Source organism: Pseudomonas sp. GQ91 (assembly GCF_059758795.1).
Genome location: NZ_JCAXED010000015.1, coordinates 1 through 16,823, shown reverse-complemented (window position 1 = coordinate 16,823; position 16,823 = coordinate 1). Strand labels below are relative to the sequence as shown.

General features: G+C 55.2%; 15 protein-coding genes and 2 pseudogenes. 9 read left to right on the top strand and 8 right to left on the bottom strand.

What is annotated here, in order from left to right:
- Positions 1–626 precede the first annotated feature (626 nt).
- Positions 627–782 (top strand): annotated as a pseudogene (locus tag AC6CIA_RS21105) (DUF159 family protein); the annotation flags it as partial.
- A gap of 32 nt (positions 783–814) precedes the next feature.
- On the top strand, positions 815–1,624 hold the full coding sequence (locus tag AC6CIA_RS21100; protein ID WP_498314820.1) for a hypothetical protein: 810 nt from the start codon (positions 815–817) through the stop codon (positions 1,622–1,624).
- Positions 1,625–1,708: 84 nt separating this feature from the next.
- On the opposite strand, the pseudogene AC6CIA_RS21095 reads toward AC6CIA_RS21100, so the two are convergent.
- Positions 1,709–2,080: pseudogene (locus tag AC6CIA_RS21095) on the bottom strand (phage portal protein); the annotation flags it as partial.
- A gap of 128 nt (positions 2,081–2,208) precedes the next feature.
- Here AC6CIA_RS21095 and dusA point away from each other — a divergent pair.
- Complete coding sequence (dusA, locus tag AC6CIA_RS21090) at positions 2,209–3,204, top strand: tRNA dihydrouridine(20/20a) synthase DusA (protein ID WP_498314818.1); 996 nt, start codon at positions 2,209–2,211, stop codon at positions 3,202–3,204.
- A 43-nt stretch (positions 3,205–3,247) separates the two neighbouring features.
- Here the strand turns inward: dusA and AC6CIA_RS21085 are convergent, their stop codons facing one another.
- A complete protein-coding gene (locus tag AC6CIA_RS21085; protein ID WP_498314816.1) occupies positions 3,248–4,081 on the bottom strand; it encodes an undecaprenyl-diphosphate phosphatase in 834 nt (277 codons plus the stop codon).
- 565 nt (positions 4,082–4,646) lie between these two features.
- On the opposite strand from AC6CIA_RS21085, the gene AC6CIA_RS21080 reads away from it, so the two are divergent.
- The 4 genes from AC6CIA_RS21080 to AC6CIA_RS21065 all read left to right on the top strand — a co-directional run bounded on the left by AC6CIA_RS21080 (position 4,647) and on the right by AC6CIA_RS21065 (position 8,561).
- Positions 4,647–5,390, top strand: a complete 744-nt coding sequence (locus tag AC6CIA_RS21080; protein WP_498314814.1) for a winged helix-turn-helix domain-containing protein — start codon at positions 4,647–4,649, stop codon at positions 5,388–5,390.
- A 32-nt stretch (positions 5,391–5,422) separates the two neighbouring features.
- A complete protein-coding gene (locus AC6CIA_RS21075) occupies positions 5,423–6,133 on the top strand; it encodes a hypothetical protein (RefSeq protein ID WP_498314812.1) in 711 nt (236 codons plus the stop codon).
- 34 nt (positions 6,134–6,167) lie between these two features.
- Positions 6,168–6,824 carry a winged helix-turn-helix domain-containing protein gene (locus tag AC6CIA_RS21070; protein ID WP_498314810.1) on the top strand — a complete coding sequence of 219 codons (657 nt, stop codon included), beginning with the start codon at positions 6,168–6,170 and terminating at the stop codon, positions 6,822–6,824.
- Positions 6,825–7,166: 342 nt separating this feature from the next.
- Entirely contained in the window at positions 7,167–8,561 is a 1,395-nt protein-coding gene (locus AC6CIA_RS21065; protein ID WP_498314808.1) for an undecaprenyl-phosphate glucose phosphotransferase, read from the top strand.
- A gap of 174 nt (positions 8,562–8,735) precedes the next feature.
- On the opposite strand, the gene AC6CIA_RS21060 is transcribed toward AC6CIA_RS21065, so the two are convergent.
- The 6 genes from AC6CIA_RS21060 to galE form a co-directional block, all read right to left on the bottom strand.
- Positions 8,736–10,814, bottom strand: a complete 2,079-nt coding sequence (locus AC6CIA_RS21060) for a YjbH domain-containing protein (RefSeq protein ID WP_498314806.1) — start codon at positions 10,812–10,814, stop codon at positions 8,736–8,738.
- Positions 10,811–11,572, bottom strand: a complete 762-nt coding sequence (locus AC6CIA_RS21055; protein WP_498314804.1) for a capsule biosynthesis GfcC family protein — start codon at positions 11,570–11,572, stop codon at positions 10,811–10,813. Before AC6CIA_RS21055 ends, AC6CIA_RS21060 begins: the two co-directional genes overlap by 4 nt.
- On the bottom strand, positions 11,569–12,231 hold the full coding sequence (locus AC6CIA_RS21050; protein ID WP_498314802.1) for a YjbF family lipoprotein: 663 nt from the start codon (positions 12,229–12,231) through the stop codon (positions 11,569–11,571). Before AC6CIA_RS21050 ends, AC6CIA_RS21055 begins: the two co-directional genes overlap by 4 nt.
- Positions 12,232–12,245: 14 nt before the next feature.
- A complete protein-coding gene (locus AC6CIA_RS21045) occupies positions 12,246–13,361 on the bottom strand; it encodes a polysaccharide biosynthesis/export family protein (protein WP_498314800.1) in 1,116 nt (371 codons plus the stop codon).
- Between the two features lie 85 nt (positions 13,362–13,446).
- On the bottom strand, positions 13,447–13,683 hold the full coding sequence (locus tag AC6CIA_RS21040) for a hypothetical protein (protein ID WP_084380660.1): 237 nt from the start codon (positions 13,681–13,683) through the stop codon (positions 13,447–13,449).
- Between the two features lie 254 nt (positions 13,684–13,937).
- Complete coding sequence (galE, locus tag AC6CIA_RS21035; RefSeq protein ID WP_498314798.1) at positions 13,938–14,954, bottom strand: UDP-glucose 4-epimerase GalE; 1,017 nt, start codon at positions 14,952–14,954, stop codon at positions 13,938–13,940.
- Between the two features lie 389 nt (positions 14,955–15,343).
- On the opposite strand from galE, the gene galU reads away from it, so the two are divergent.
- Complete coding sequence (galU, locus tag AC6CIA_RS21030) at positions 15,344–16,177, top strand: UTP--glucose-1-phosphate uridylyltransferase GalU (RefSeq protein ID WP_498314796.1); 834 nt, start codon at positions 15,344–15,346, stop codon at positions 16,175–16,177.
- A 69-nt stretch (positions 16,178–16,246) separates the two neighbouring features.
- Positions 16,247–16,696: a mannose-1-phosphate guanylyltransferase gene (locus AC6CIA_RS21025; protein ID WP_498314794.1), complete on the top strand. Its 450-nt coding sequence runs from the start codon at positions 16,247–16,249 to the stop codon at positions 16,694–16,696.
- The last annotated feature ends 127 nt before the right edge of the window (positions 16,697–16,823 follow it).

Below are 16,823 nucleotides of genomic sequence, written 5' to 3'. Positions count from 1 at the left end.
ATAACTAACCCCTCAAAGGTAGCCATCAAGCCCAATAAACACAGGGCCTGCAGCACACTTGTCACCCCTTTTTTAAAAACTAACCCTTTTCCCGAGCCTCCTCTCAAAATCGCCGTCCGGGTCCATTCTGACTGGCCGTTGCATTTGCCCCACCCTTGCAGGAATCTGCAGGCTTTTCCTACCCCACATTCGCGCGCACAGCCCCCAGCCCGGGCCAGTTTGAGCTGGGTGCAGGTATGCAGAAAAAACGCCCCATTTAGCCCGCAGGCGAGGTGGGGGGACGACGGCGCGCGCCAGGACTGGACTAACCTAGCCGAACCCTTTTCGCACCAAAGAGGTGCAACCCCATGAGCAATAGCTGTCCCGTACGGCTCGCGGGCTCACCGCGGCCGATGCCGGTCGTAACTATGGCTGGATAGGAGGGTAGGACCTGGTAGGTGTGAAGACGTTGTGAATCCCCGATGGACGCCGCTACTATCGGGCATCCTCGATCTCGGCAGGGAGTCTTCTCATGCAAACAGCGCAGCAGCTGATGCCCGTCTCGTTCTACGAGGACACCGTTGTCCTGGTCGGCAAAGACAATGAGCCGCTCGTCGCGATGAACCAATCGTCATCAACATGGCGCTGGCGGCATGGTGGACATTCACGACCGGCGCCCAGTGGTGTTGACGCCGGATCTTGCCCGCGAATGGTTTCGTGTAACTGCAGTGGTTGGAAATGTGAGGGAGCAATGCGCGTATCTAATCGAACCCGTCAAACCTTCTGGAAAGCATATTAATTAGAGCACCACAACTCTAAAAGCGAGAGAGATTCAATGGATTTCAAAGCACTTCACCTTGGATACCTTGATGAGCTATCTACATCAATTATAAAAAGTACAAATGCCGAATTTATTCGTGAAGGCCTTAATTTAATACTTGATCATTACCACTTAATAAACCATGAGTTCCATTATGACAGTGCGTTCTGGAGAGCGAGAAAATGCGATAGTAAAGATGGATTTGAAAATATATCCGAGCTGGGGAGCCCTCCAATTGAATTAACAAAAGCAGGAAGGCTCAACGAGCCAAAAGACCCAATTTTATACACATCGATCAATCAGTATTCAACCCTGGATGAAATCGGTGCAGTTGAAGGCGACCACGTACATATAGTTGCATATGAGCAAATACCAGATCAAGCTATACGCTGTGGGACGATAGGAGAAATCACTCATATGCATAGGTGGGGGTCAGGCCTCACGTCCGAAACCCTTGGAGACATGTTAAATAACTTGATGCAAAAAATGCCCCCTGAATTTTCGAAAAGCTTTTTATTTACGGATGCATTTCTCTCCTCACTTATAAAAGACAAAAATGCTAAAAGCACAGACTATATACACTCTAGAATTTTAGCCAATTTAATCTTTATTCGAAACCCTAACATAGATGCAATTGCTTATAGCGGGGTAGCTCTAGAGTCTTCTAGGAACTACGCACTAAAGCCAACCTCTGTCGAAAGAACGTTAAAGATAGGCGCAAGCTTTGTATTAAAAATAAACAAAAAATACAAATTCGGATTGTATGACTTTGAAGTTTTGAGAAATGCTGAGGGCGTAGAGCTTGGAGGGAAAATAGTATGGTAATGGTTAGGGTGGTGCACTCAGAATTTCAGCATAGAGCTGGTGATGAGGCACCACGTTGTCACCACATATGATGCACAGGGATCACTATCTCCCCCCCGCTGGAAGCTCAAATTCTTTGAAGCTGACAACCTCTTCACCAAGCCACTCGTTGACCTGGGCCAGCCTGGCCTGCAGCGGCTCCAGCTCGTTGACCGCCCAAACCTCGGCGGCCTCGCGTAGCGATCCAAAACCGCCCGCGTTCTGCGGCACGATGCCCATTAACTGCGGTGGAATGCGCAACGCCGCGAGCAGATCGTCGCGACTGATGTTCTTGATCGAGCTGAATTCGTCCTTGGCCGCTACCTCACTCACCGGGATGAGTTGGATGCCGTCCTTCTTCCCGGCCGGCGCGTACACGAACAGGTTGCGAAAGTTACCTGGCCCTTTGGAGTTCTTCAGCGGGGTGCGCAGTGAGTCAGAAAAAGGGACACAGAAAAAGGGACAGATTTATTAAATTTCGATGTCTCAACGGATTGGCTCTGCTCATCCTCAGCAGCCAATCCTGCTAAACTGCCCGCCCATCGCATTCCTCACCTCAGATCCTCATGCCCTCACACACCGCATCAACCCAAGCCTTCTCCCGCCGCTTTTCCGTGGCCCCGATGATGGATTGGACCGACCGCCACTGTCGCTTTTTTCTGCGCCTGCTCTCCAAACACGCCTTGCTCTACACCGAGATGGTCACCACGGGGGCGATTCTGCATGGTGATCACGAGCGTTTCCTGCGTCACGACGAAGCCGAGCATCCGCTCGCCTTGCAGTTGGGTGGGAGTGTGCCGGCGGATCTGGCAGCCTGCGCGCGCATGGCTGAAGTAGCGGGTTATGACGAGGTGAACCTGAACGTCGGCTGCCCCAGTGACCGTGTGCAGAACAATATGATTGGTGCTTGCCTCATGGCACACCCGGGGCTGGTGGCGGAGTGTGTAAAGGCGATGCGCGATGCGGTGTCGATTCCGGTGACGGTGAAGCACCGGATCGGGATCAATGGCCGGGACAGTTATGCCCAGCTGTGTGATTTTGTCGGGCAGGTGCAAGACGCGGGGTGTACCAGCTTTACCGTACATGCGCGGATTGCGATTCTGGAAGGGTTGTCGCCGAAGGAAAATCGGGACATTCCGCCGTTGCGTTACGAGGTGGCCGCGCAATTGAAGCAGGATTTTCCGCAGCTCGAGATTGTCCTCAACGGCGGGATCAAGACGCTTGAGCAGTGCGAAGCGCATTTGCAGGCGTTTGACGGGGTGATGCTGGGTCGGGAGGCTTATCACAATCCGTACTTGCTGGCGGAGGTCGATCAGCGGTTGTTTGGAAGTTCGACCCCCGTGATCAGTCGGGCTGAAGCATTGGCCCAGTTGCGCCCTTATATAGCCAAGCACCTGGCAACGGGTGGATCGATGCATCACATTACCCGGCATGTATTGGGGTTGGGAACGGGGTTTCCGGGGGCGCGCAAGTTTCGCCAGTTGTTATCGGTCGATATACATAAGGCCAGCGATCCATTGGCCTTGCTGGACCAGGCAGCGGGATTATTGGAAGGACGGTAACTGGGGCGCCTGCACACACCTGCGCCCCTCCGAACGAGAGCGGTCAAGCCGTAGAAACCGCCGTCCAGTTCACCCACCCGAACACCCAGGTCGCCAAGATCAGCAAACCGAAGGCAATCCGGTACCAGGCGAATACCGCGTAGCTATGGTTGGCGATGAACTTGAGCAAACCACGCACTGCGATCATCGCGAAAAAGAACGCGGTCACAAAACCCAGGGCAAATACCGGCAGATCACCGGCCTGGAACAGATCCTGGTACTTGTAGCCTGAGTACACGGCGGCGCCAACCATGGTCGGCATCGCGAGGAAGAACGAAAACTCGGTGGCGGCCTTGCGCGACAGGCCAAACAGCAAGCCACCGATAATGGTCGATCCGGAGCGGGAAGTGCCGGGTATCATCGCCAGACACTGTACAAAACCAACCTTTAGCGCATCGGACCAGCACATGTCGTCAACATGCTCGACCTGTACCTCGTGTTCGCGCCGCTCTGCCCACAACATGATGATGCCACCCACCACCAGCGCGAAGGCTACGGTTATCGGATTAAACAGGTACTGATGAATTTTATCGGCGAACAATACGCCCAGCACAACCGCGGGAAGAAACCCGATCAACAGGTTCAGCGTGAAGCGTTGTGCGTTACGCTGGGTTGCCAACCCGCTGACAACTTCAAGGATCTTAGGGCGGAACTCCCATACAACAGCCAAAATGGCGCCCAATTGAATAATAATATTGAACGCCATGGCGCGCTCCCCGCCAAAACCCAACACGTCCGCCACAACGATCTGGTGGCCGGTACTGGAAATCGGCAAAAACTCTGTCAGCCCTTCTACCGCCCCTAACACCAGTACCTGCACAAAGGTCCAAAATTCCATCCAGCCTCCATCAGGCCATTCTTATTGAACAGCTCGTTAATCGTATTAGGGCGTCGAGTAATCAAACAGTAATGAAAGGCTGTCAGCGGACGCGCGCGCTCGTATAAAGATAATACTGAATACGCGCCCCCCTTTAGCGCAGAGAACCTGCGAATAGTACGCCTGAACACACCACTCACTCATAAACTGTTAGTAATCGTCCAAATAACAAACCGCAGGCGATTCGATGTAGATGAGGTTGCTGCGCTAACATAAAAATGTGACAGGGTTCACATTTCAGCCATTCGACGACCAATCTTTAGGGAAGAAAATGATGGCCTTTTGAGGACACAAAAAAATTGCCACCCTCTCAATAATAGTGGCACAATTTCAATTAGCCATCATCTAAGCATCCAACTCGCTAGTTCAGCAAGGTGCAAAAAGCAACTAAAAGATCGAAAAACATCTGCTATGTTAGAAAAGTCTCTACACACGGGCAAAATCCGCGTGAATGTTACCAATTGTCAGTCACAGATGAGAACCGGTGCTTTAACATCCCGATGTCAGCACCCATTCGAGTCAAAGCATGATGCTTACAGGGAAATTAGCGACTGGAAGCCAGCGCCCGACAAATGAGGGACCAGGTGTTCTCACCCTGGGCCGTACTCGCACTGTGGCCGAGAACTTTAAAGCATTAGTCGCACGGCATGTGCATTCTGGTATAGCTGTTGATGCTAGTTCATATACCCATTCATATAAGAGAAATGAATACCCGGACTTGTATCGCGCTATCTTCATCATCATCGACGACCCTCAGGCACTCGATGAGAATCTGGCACTGGTGGAAAACCTGCGCGCCACTCACTTGGATTTAATCATCTGCGCCGTCATCACGGGCAGGGGCGCCTACAACAAGATGAAATACTATCTTGCGGGAGCCGACTGCTGCATCAAACTCACTACCCTGTCCGATGAAAGCTCTGAGTTGCTATCCGGATTCTTCAACAGTGAAGAATGGCAACGAGAAGTCAATCTGGTGCTGGACCCTACTCGTATATGCCTGTTAGGCACCCGCAAGAAGCTGGATATCTCGTTTGCAGAAATGAAAATTCTGGAGGCGTTGGCGCAAACCAGCAACCACATATTAAGTCATGATGAAATTGCCAGAATCATGGGTCTGAACGCCAATTTTTACGACCCCAGGGCGCTGGAGAAATCTATCAGTCGGCTTCGTGGAAAAATCAAAGAGGTGTATGGCACCCACAATGCTATTCAAAGCATTCGCGGGCATGGATACCGCTTGATGAGAGGTCTGATCTCGACCGCCTGAATGAGCAATTACCTCTAGGTAGGAGTTGTGGCATGAATGCGATTGGAGGTATCTCACCTGCAACGGCCCCGGATCGCTGCCCGCCCCCCAGGCTAGCGTCATTCGATAAGCGCCTACTTGCCAGGGAGACGGGAACCAAGGCTCAGGCGCACCGCGCGCCGCCGTCGGGGCGTTCGTGCGAGGGAAGCCGTGACGTATGGGCATGGCGGTACCGGACGCCCTACCTGAGGAAAGACCGTCAATCGCCCGGCGTCAAAAAAAATCTGAACCGAATGTTTCCCCGCCTGTCCAAACCGAGTCTTGCCAGATTCTTTCCACCCCGAGCGCTACATCGATCTGGCAACAACTTGCGTGATCTGCACCCTACAGTGGTCATGTCATTCAATGCGCCCCCACTCTGGGAAGTGGGTTCCAAATATAAAAAAAACAATATTATTGATATGTACCTTTTAAAAAATCATGGTATAGAAATCACGTTGAATGATTACAGTATTCAACGCACGGCGCTAACAAGCTTCAGCACCCTGATTCAGCCAAATTACATCAAGGTATCGAGCCCATCCCTGGACCAGTGCTTGAAACTCAATGGCAATCCTGAGTTTCTCAACAACCCCCATGATTGCATGGTGACACTATTCCACAATAACAAGATTTCTTTTAAAGCCGATCGTGTAGAGCATATCGAGAGCCTTCATCGGCCTAGGCGCTGTTCTTTGATTATTCCCCTGCCGGTCAACTTTTAGCCGAAATTTGGTGAACACTTAAGGAGAGAGAGACGTGGAAATCAGTACAACCCTCCCCAGAAAATATTTTGTCGTTGTGACTCACAGCACAACATCCCAACGCGAGCTTGAGAGCATACTTTCGAGCAAGCGTTTCAATTCGTTTGGTACCTCCCAGGCGCAAATGTTCATCGAAGATACACCCCCGGTACTGGTGGGCTTCTCATACACCAGCGTGAGCAGGAAGAACGTCGCCCATCGTATCGAGCATGAAACACAGAAAATACTCGCCACCCTTGAAGCAGAGTGGCTGGCGGAGCAGTCCGAGGGGCAAACCAGCGTCACCCCAACGCCAACCGGACTCAGCAACGGACCTCGCGAACAGGAAGATGGCGCCCTCTATAGCGAGGCCTGGCAGCTCGACAATGATCAAAGTGTGCTGATTAAGGAAAACGTCGAGATTAACTTGACCGGGCTGGAAGCCACCCTTGTAAGGAAGATGCTCCATCATGAAGATCGTGTTGTCAGTCGAGATGAACTGATCCTGAGCATCGGCAGGCAACCGGAGCAATACCGCGGCCTGGAAATGTGCTTGAGCAGGTTGCAAGACAAATTCAAAAGCGCCAGCAAAGGTGAACGCCTGTTTCGCGCCGTGAGAAACCGCGGTTACTGCCTGATCCAGGAAGTGGTCTCCGAGACACACTCTGCCTGATCCCCTTCTAACACAAACATACGACAGTGCGATTACAACAATAAAAAGCGCACTTTGTTTGTGCCCTCCCCGCCTACTCATCGCGCCTCTGTCATTATCGATATTATTTATTGTCGACGTTTTCTAACACTCAATATTTCCCTCCTGAAAAAATGGCACTTCGCCACTTGTTAGAACTCGTCAGACAACCCCCTTGTTCAATAACTTAATCTATTGACTGACGACAGTTCGACTTCTTGATGCTGTTAGCTTCAGGACATTAGTTAAAACAATAACAAATCCTGCTTAAACAACTCGCGTCTCGACTGCCGATATTTAGATGGACGTCTTAGGGGATATCGCATGGAAAGTACGCTTCGTATCAATCGTAATACCGGCCTGAAGGGACTTACCTTTTGGGGTCAATGGGCGCTGGCGCAGGCCTTTGCCGTGACATTGCTGTTCATACTCGCCGAACGGCAGACCGGAACGGTCGAGTTCTATTACCGTGTGTGCGCGGCATTGACGGTACTGGCCTCGGTTCCGGCCTATACGTTCAGCGGTGTATACAGAAAACGAGACAGCTACCTGACGGGACTGGGACGGCTGTTCATGGGTTGGTCCATGACGATGGCTGCGCTGGCCTGCATGGCATTTATCTGTAAAGCCGATGCGCTGTTTTCCCGCCAGGTGATTCTCAACTGGGCGGTATTCGGGTTTCTCGGACAGGCGCTGCTGTATGCGCCCTTGCACGGGTTCTCCAAGTACTATCAGCGGTCACGAAAAAGCGAGCATAGAACGCTGATCGTCGGCACGGGCGAACTTGCGCTCGGCCTGGCCAAGAAGCTGAGCAGTCTCGAGAATCTGCCCCTGGTAGGCTTGGTCAGCACCGGCGACGTAGCCCCACTGGCGCCAGACGCCCCACGCATCGCGGGTGCACAGGAAGATCTGCTGGAACTGATCGGCATCCATGATATTCGACGCTTGTACATCACCCTGCCGCTGAGTGAAGCAGCAAAAATCGAAGCCATGTATGTCGATTTGCTCGACGCCAACGTCGACGTGGTGTGGGTGCCGGACTTGAACAGCCTGACGCTGCTCAACCACTCGGTGAGAGTCGTGGACGGTCTGCCGGCGATCTATTTGAATGAAAGCCCATTGACCAGCCAGCCCACCGCCGCACTGAGCAAGAGCCTGCTGGAAAAAAGCGTGGCGCTGCTGGCAATCGTCCTGCTGAGCCCGGTACTGGCGCTGATTGCGCTGGCCGTCAAACTCAACTCACCCGGCCCGATCCTCTTCAAACAGGACCGCCACGGCTGGAATGGCAAGGTGATCCAGGTCTGGAAGTTCCGCTCGATGCGCGTGCACGATGACCATGAGGTCAAGCAGGCCAGCCGCAACGACTCGCGCATCACCGCCGTCGGACGCTTTATCCGCCGCACCTCGCTCGATGAACTGCCGCAACTGTTCAACGTACTGCAAGGGCATATGGCTCTGGTCGGCCCGCGGCCTCACGCGATTGCCCATAACAACTACTACTCGGGGAAAATTCTTGCCTACATGGCACGCCACCGAATCAAACCGGGCATTACCGGCCTGGCGCAAATCAACGGTTGCCGCGGCGAGACCGACACCCTCGACAAGATGCAGAAGCGCGTCGAGATCGACCTTAAGTACATCAATAACTGGTCGTTGTGGCTGGATCTGAAAATACTCTTGAAAACGCCCTTTACCTTACTCTCGAAGGACATCTATTGATGGCCTGAGTGTTGAAGGCGCACTGCCGCAAGGGGACGAGAGTCCCCTTTTTCGTGGCTGTGATTCAGGGTATTGACGGGATCAGGCGTGCGCAAAAGATCCTGCGCATCGCAGACAGTGCTGCTCACTAAAGATGTGATCTACAAGGCGGCTGGCCCTGTAGATCGACCGCCTTTACTCAGTGATCTTCTCGAAGTTGCGGTAGAACATGTCGTTGTCGCGGCTATCAGTCATCGAATGCAACTGGAAGCTGCGATTGAGTCGTGCGCCACCGTCCCGGGTCAAAGGGGCCCAGACCAGGTTGGCACGGCGCATAGTCGACATGCTCATCAATTCGTCGAACGGGATGGAGAGGTACAGGCCCTTGTCGAAGCTACCTTCGCCATATTCGGCGCCGCTGGCGGTGGTCAACGACGCCCAGGCACCAAACCGCACACCGTTGGAGAACTCTCGCGAAAGATCGATCGTAGTCCCCCAATCCCCTGCCAGATAGCGTCCGACACTGACCGCTGCGAGCGTGTCGAAGGGCAAGTCCGTATAACCGGTGATGTGACCTGTAACGACCGAGTAGTCCCGCAGTCCAAAGCCTTGGTCGAATTCGCGCTGACGCACGTAGTTCAGATCCGCCCCGACCGACCAGCGCTGGCCCTCCGGCCGAAACAGCACCTCGCCACCCACCCCGGCAAACATCGACTCCAGATAGCCACCGTAGACCATGCCATAGAGGTCTTTGTCCAACTGCTCGGCATGACTGAACTGGAACAGCGGCATGGTGACTTCGGAGGTTGTCAGGTACTTACGCAAATCCGTGCGAACCCGCGGCAGGCCACTGGGTGCGTCGTAATCAAAGTCGTCGAAGTTGTTCAGCAGATTGGCACTGAGCATGCCGCTCCACCAGGTATTGCGGTTGAAACGATACTCGGCGTCCGCGTCGGCACTGAACTGATAGAGGAAGCCGTCTGGGCCGCCGACGTTCTGTTTGAAGCCCAGTCCCATGCCGTAGCTGAAGGGGTCGCGGGCTTCGGTATAGAGGGTCTTCTCGTTGTGCGGCATCGCCGGATTGATCTCGGTGGTGCGGTGCAACGCTTGCAACGGTTCTTCGTTATTGAGCACCTCGCGAAAGGTTTTGCGAGGCACGCTGGTTTCTTCCAGCGGCAGGTCGTAGCGTTTGTTCACCAACGTGAACCAGTCGATATCCGCGTTGACACTGTTGTCCAGAATCCGGCTAGCCCGACCCACCGCCTTGGCCGAATGAAAATACCGACCCTGTTCACCGTAGACAATCAACTCGGGACCACGCTGGCTGATGCGCTCGACCTTGTAGCCGGCATTTTGCTGCAGGCGCCGGGACACATCCGGCCAATCGACCTGCCCCATTGCGGTGGTGGGGGCCTTGGCCGGCAGCGGCTCCGCCGGCGGATCAAAGGTCTTGGCCGGTGCCTTGCGGCTGGCGAAGTTGGTGTGAAAGGTGAGGCCGAACATCGCGGTGTTGCCCCGCTCCCAGGCCGCGCTGATATCCAGCGAGTCGGTCACTTTGAACACCGCGCCGAGATTGATCGGTGAATCCTGTTTAATCACGCCGTCACTGGGCTCTTTTGTATAGTCGTTGCCTTCGTACTCGAGCTTCAGGCTGAGCCGGTCCCAGGGCGTCTGGTAGGCCACGCCGCCGAACAACGAAGGTCGCCCGCGAAAGTAGGCGCCAGCGTTGACATCACCGGTACCTTCCATGTCTGGTCGGGTCTTGAAGCGATCGTCGACCCAACCCGCCGGGTTGTCGAAATCGCCGCGATTCCCCAGGTAACCCCAGGCGATGCCGGCACTGAAATCAAAATTGTCATAACGCTTGCTGGCCACCAGGAACTCACTGGAAAACAGGCCTGTACCGCCGACGTCTCGAAACCCCAACGCCACATCCGGCGTCCAGTGGGTTTCTTTCCACAGGCGGACCTTGAGGTCGACCGCCTTATCCTTGTAGCTCTGGCTGCCACTCAAGGATTCCGGGCCGTAAGGACGGTCGGTGATTGAGGTGTAGCGAAACGCGCCTTCCAGCCAGTCGAACGGCTGTAGCGCCACGCTATAACGACTATAGGGTTCGGTCCGATTGGCATTCACGCTCAACTCGCCGGCCGGGGACATTCTGGCGGTGGGCGTCTGCAACAGGCCCACACCACCGAAATCATTCTGAGTTAAACGCGGCTCTGCATGAGCAAAACCACAGGGCAATAACAATACGGCTGCAAAACGTAATTTCAATGAACCACCTCAGCCAGTTGCGTGGCAAGAAATTCGGCCAACTGCTGATTCAGTTCAGGAATAGGCGGATCAAGATCATCATTTTTGATCGGCACCAGGATCTTGCTGCCAGCGGCAGGTACCTGCCCGCTCTCACGATTCCACGGCGCTATGCCGACCTGCCGGGTAACGCCATTGGGTTGGATCAGCCACAGGTAATCGGCCTCGGCGTCGGCCAGTGTCGCGCACCCTTGCAGATACTCCCGGGCCTCCTGCAGCGCGACGAAAGGCAATCGGCACGGTTCGGCAACGGCGCCGAGCACTTCAACCTCGTCGACGCGCAACGGATAGATGAGGTGATCGCCGTCATCCAACCGAACATTGCGCGCGAACCCGACCTCGATGGCAACCGGGTCCAGAACCGTGACCTGGCGCCCGGTGACCGGCATGTCATTGATTTGTTCGTACAGACGCATTGCCAGGCTTGCCCGACTGGGCCTGTCGAAAATCAACGCTGTGCGCTGCAACACCTGTAAATCGAACAGCACCCCGGCTTTCAGCCGAGCCTGCTCTTGCACTAATGACTGGCGCAGCAATGCGGCTGCCAGCCAATAGCTTTCGGCATTGGGCACCGCGACGCTGATCACGTCCGACAACCGCCCGCCCGGCGGCAGGTCGACCGGCCCCGGGCTGAGCACATCGCCACTGACGGTGACCGCTGCCTGGCTTACGCTGCTGATCGACAGCAGGCACGCCGCCAGAAACGCTAGCCGCTTCAACGGGCAAACCTGCGCTCAGGAGTCAGTTGGACAATCTTGACCCGCAGCCGAGTAGTCAGTTGCTGCTCGCTCTGCACAATGAAACCGTCCACGGGATCCACCCAGTAATGATTAGTCGCACGCAGGCCAATGGCCGGGGCGTCGATCTGCTCATCGACACGTAGCACGGCATATTCCTTGTTGAGGATGTCGAGGGTTTCCATGGCTTTCCGGGAGAAGCGGCTGTTCAACGTCACGCCCACTTCACTGCCTTGGTAAAGATCGATCCAGCGCTGGCTGGTGTAGCCATCAGGCAGCGTGTGCAGGCCTTGCTTGAAGGGCGAGTCCGCAGCGAGTCGCGTGCCGTCCAGGTCACCTTCGAAACCCAGGCCGACGGTGCGTACCGCGAGCCCGTCGCGCAGCAGCAGCACCTGCTTGCCGGACGCGACCCAAAACTGCAGGTCGCCCCGCTCACGCACCATCGCCAACACCCCGGAGCCGGTGGGCGTGGTCAATGTGAGCTGGGGAAATTTAACCTGCGCCACCTGGGCCGCAGTCACTTGCACCTCATCGGGCCCACTCACCGCCGCTTTGAAGTTGGTCAAAGAAGCGTTCATCAGCGGGTTACATCCACACAACAAGGCCGCCATCACGCAGACGCAAACATTCAACGTTCTCACAATCAGACCAGGCCTTATTTATTGCTGCTGCTGGCATCATTCAGGTTCTTCGCTGCCGAAGCCCCCGCCCCGAGAATGGCTGCCGACGGCACCAGTTGGCTGATGAAGCGGTTCCAGCGCGTCACATTGGCCGGGCCCACATAGACAATGTCCTGGGGACGTACATCGAAATGCGTGGCCAACGCCATGGCGGTCGGCGATTCGGCTTGCAGTTGATAGATTTTCGCCGGCTCCACATCCAGGTTCTCAACGCCCCTGATGACGTAGACCGCGTTGCCGTTCGAGGTGGTCTGGCTCAACCCGCCCACCGAGCCCAGTACGTCAGACAGGTTCATGGTGGCGGTTTTGAACGTCAGCGCGCGCGGCTGATTGACTTCGCCCATGACGTAGATGCGCTTGTTATCGTTGTAGGGCAAATACAACTGATCGCCACCTTTGAGGTAGACGTTCTGCAATTCGGAATCCTGCTGATTGAGCGCGTCCAGGTTCAGCGGATACACCCGCCCGCCGCGCGTCAGCAGCAAGCCGGACAAATCCGCATTGAGCGGGTCGATACCGGCAGAACCGAGGGCTTCGACCAGACTCAGCGGGTTGGTGGAAATCGGTTGCGGACCGGCCTTCGATACCGCGCCCGACACCACCACCTTCTGGCTGGCGAAACGCAACACGGCGACATCCACTTGGGGGTCCGCGATAAAGGCCGACAACCTTGAGGCAATGTCCGAACGCAGTTGCTGGATGGTTTTACCGGCAGCCTGGACTTCTTCGATATAGGGGTAATACAGGGTGCCATCGGAACGCACCAGGCGCCCGTTGGCATCGATCTGCTGCTGCGCACCGGAAGGCGCCGTCAGCTCGGGGTGGTCCCAGACCGTGATGTACAAGACATCATTGTTGCCGATGCGATATTCCGCGGGGGTCGCCAGCAACTCCGCTGGCAGCGAGGCGCGCTTTTGCGTGGCCCTGTCCATCGCAATGAGCTTGGGGGTGATCGGGATCAGCTCGACGCGACTGCTTTCACTGGCCCCTTGGCGAGTGATATCGCTGGTACTCAGGTACTGCCCCGGAGAAAACATACAACCTTGCAAAGCGATACTTGCCAGCATCAAAAAAGGAAAACTACGAGTCATAATGGCACTACGCTATTCAAGGGCAAATCTAAACAAGATCACCCGACTTTCATCGGGCGACCTTGTATTACACCTACAGGATTTCTCAGTTACTGGTGCCGGTAGTACCGGTAGTACCTGTGGTCCCGGTTGTACCGCCGTTGGCGTTGCCGCCACTGTTGGAAGCCGCCACTGCACCCGCTACCATTGCCGTACTGGCCGCAGGAGCTTGTGAAGCTGCTACGCTGCCGACGACATTGGTTGCCAGTGTCAGCGGTGTTTCCGCTGCGGACGCCCAGTTGCCAAACATCGACAACAGGGCAATTGCCATCACTTTTTTCATATCAACTCCTTTTCTAACGTTCGGGCCTGTTAAAAAACAGGTACTCGGTTAGAGGTGGAAAGTTCAAGTCGCAAAAAGTGCGAACAAGATCCGTTTTTCATTCACAGTCAAACCTGACGAATAAATGTCGAACGGCAGGGTTTATATCTACGGATTTGCCGGATGCATTACCAGCCGAATTTCCCGACGATAATTAACATTCCAACCGATTTATAACATTCAGTACAGTCGCTGTTAGCACACTGGCAGCGCCCTTATCCGTGGTAGCCCTTCGGGTGGTTCGATTGCCAGCGCCAGGTGTCTGTCATCATTTGCTGCAAACTGCGCGTGGCCCTCCAGCCGAGTTCACGGGCGGCCTTGGAAGGGTCTGCCCAGCTTTCGGCGACGTCACCCGAGCGGCGCGGCATTACCCGATAAGGCACCGGCCGACCTGAGGCTTGCTCGAACGCGCGCAGCACCTGCAACACGCTGTAGCCATCGCCCGTGCCGAGATTCCAGATATTGATACCCGTGCGTTGCGAGATCGACTGCAGCGCCTTCAGATGCCCGTCCGCCAGATCCACGACGTGGATATAGTCACGCACACCGGTGCCATCCACCGTAGGGTAATCGTCGCCGAAGATCGACAGCTCTTGCAGACTGCCAACCGCTACCTGACTGATGTAAGGCACCAGGTTATTAGGTATGCCGTTGGGATCTTCACCCAGATGACCGCTGTCATGGGCACCGATCGGATTGAAGTAGCGTAACAGCGCGATGCTCCAGCGCGGCTCCGCCGCACACAGCTCGCGCAGCAGGTTTTCGACGATCAGCTTGGATTGGCCGTAGGGATTGGTGGGGCTGCCGGTAGGCAGGTCCTCGCTGATCGGCATCTGCTGCGGCGTGCCGTAGACCGTGGCCGATGAACTGAACACCAGGCGAAACACACCCGCGGCAGTCATCGCCTGGCACAGCGTGAGGCTGCCACCGACATTCGCCTCGTAATACTCAAGCGGCTTGCGCACGCTCTCGCCGACCGCCTTGAGCCCGGCGAAATGCAGGACCGCATCAATGGCATGTTGCTGGAAAATCCGGTCCAGCAACGCTCTGTCGCACACATCCCCGTGAATCATCTGCGCACTTTTACCGCAGATCGCCTCCACGGCGTGCAACGCAGCGTCGGAGCTGTTGCAAAGATTGTCCAGCACCACCACGTCAAAACCCGCTTCAAGCAGCGCAAGTGTGGTGTGCGAACCGATGTACCCGGTGCCACCCGTTACCAGAATCTTCATAGCGCGGTCCATAGTAGGATCAAGGGCTTAATAAGCTGTGCAGCGCCCAGAACTAGACATGCATAAAAAACCGCACATCTAGTTCTGGGCACGACAACAACAAGCAGTACTGTTAGTTCAACTGCCACCGATAAATATTCGGGTCAGGCAAGAGTACTAGCGGGTACTTATTTAGCACTATGAAATGCTCACCACTATCAACGGATACCGACGAAAAATAACTAACATGGCACAGACTGACAACTCATAACATTCGACTGTTATGCAGCTGACACGCATTGCCATTAACAACCCATCTCAGGTATTAAAGTAGTCGCTTAGTAAAACTTATCATCGTTGCTTATTGCCCACCTCAAGTTACCCGTGATGCGTGACTATCAGGATAAATTATGATTCGTAAATGTTTGTTCCCCGCCGCAGGCTATGGCACGCGTTTCCTGCCGGCCACCAAAGCGATGCCCAAGGAGATGCTGCCGATCGTCAACAAGCCGTTGATTCAGTACGCCGTAGAAGAAGCACGGGACGCCGGCCTGCAACACATGGCAATCGTCACCGGGCGAGGCAAACGCGCACTGGAAGATCACTTTGACATCAGCTATGAGCTGGAGCATCAGATTCGCGGCACCGAAAAGGAGAAATTCCTCGCAGGGACCCGCGAGCTGATCGAAACCTGCACCTTCTCCTATACCCGGCAGATCGAGATGAAGGGTTTGGGCCACGCGATTCTCAGCGGTCGTCCGTTGATCGGTGATGAGCCCTTCGCCGTGGTGCTCGCGGATGACCTGTGCCTGAATCTGCAAGGCGATGGCGTACTGGCGCAAATGATCCAGCTCTACAAGAAGTACCGCTGCTCGATCGTGGCCATTCAAGAAGTCCCCCGTGATCAGACACACAAGTACGGCGTAATCGCTGGCGAGTTGATTTCCGAAGGCGTCTACCGGGTCAACAACATGGTTGAAAAGCCCAGCCCGGACGACGCGCCGTCCAATCTGGCAATCATCGGCCGGTACATTCTGACACCCGATATCTTTGATCTGATCGCCGATACCCAGCCCGGCAAAGGGGGCGAGATCCAGATTACCGACGCTCTGATGAAGCAGGCGCAGGCTGGTTTCGTGCTGGCCTACAAGTTCGATGGCCTGCGCTTCGATTGCGGCGGCGCGGAAGGCTACGTCGAGGCGACCAACTTTTGTTACGAGCACCTCTACCTCAACGGCCTTTAACCAGGGCGTCACCTCAGCACATTACGCACACGACACAACCGTCGCCAATCGTCATTCAGGCAGACCACTATGAACATTGCAAAACGCTCGGCAGACATTGAACGGCAGATGGGTAACGTCGGAGTGATGGCCTGGTTGTCACTGTATCCGTCGTTGCCCTCCCCCGTCGGGGCCTGGCTGGGTTCCACACTGATGGTTGAACGGATCGGGCTGTTTCCCTCCTCCGGAGAAATCCGTCGACCGGTGCTCGACCCCGCCGCCCTTCTCACCCACCTGAAATCGCTGTACGGCCAACAGGCGCTGGATATTGATGAACGCGACGGGCTGAAGGTGATTTTCAGCGATTGGCGATTCCGCGCGCGCGTGCACGGCAGCGATCCAGCCATCGTCATCACGGTGGAAACCCGCTGTGACCCACTGTTGATGCCCCTCAAGACCGCGGAGCTGCTGAGTCAGTTGGAGCACTTCGAGAAAGGCATGTGTAGCGGTGTCCCGCAGCAAACTGAAGAGCTGTTTTGAGCTACACAACTTTCAGAAACTAATGAATTTCCCTGTGGCGAGCGGGCTTGCCCCGCGTTGGGCTGCGAAGCAGCCCCAGTAAGCCAAAGGCGGTGTATCAGCTACTCCGTAGCTGCTGGTTTTGGGA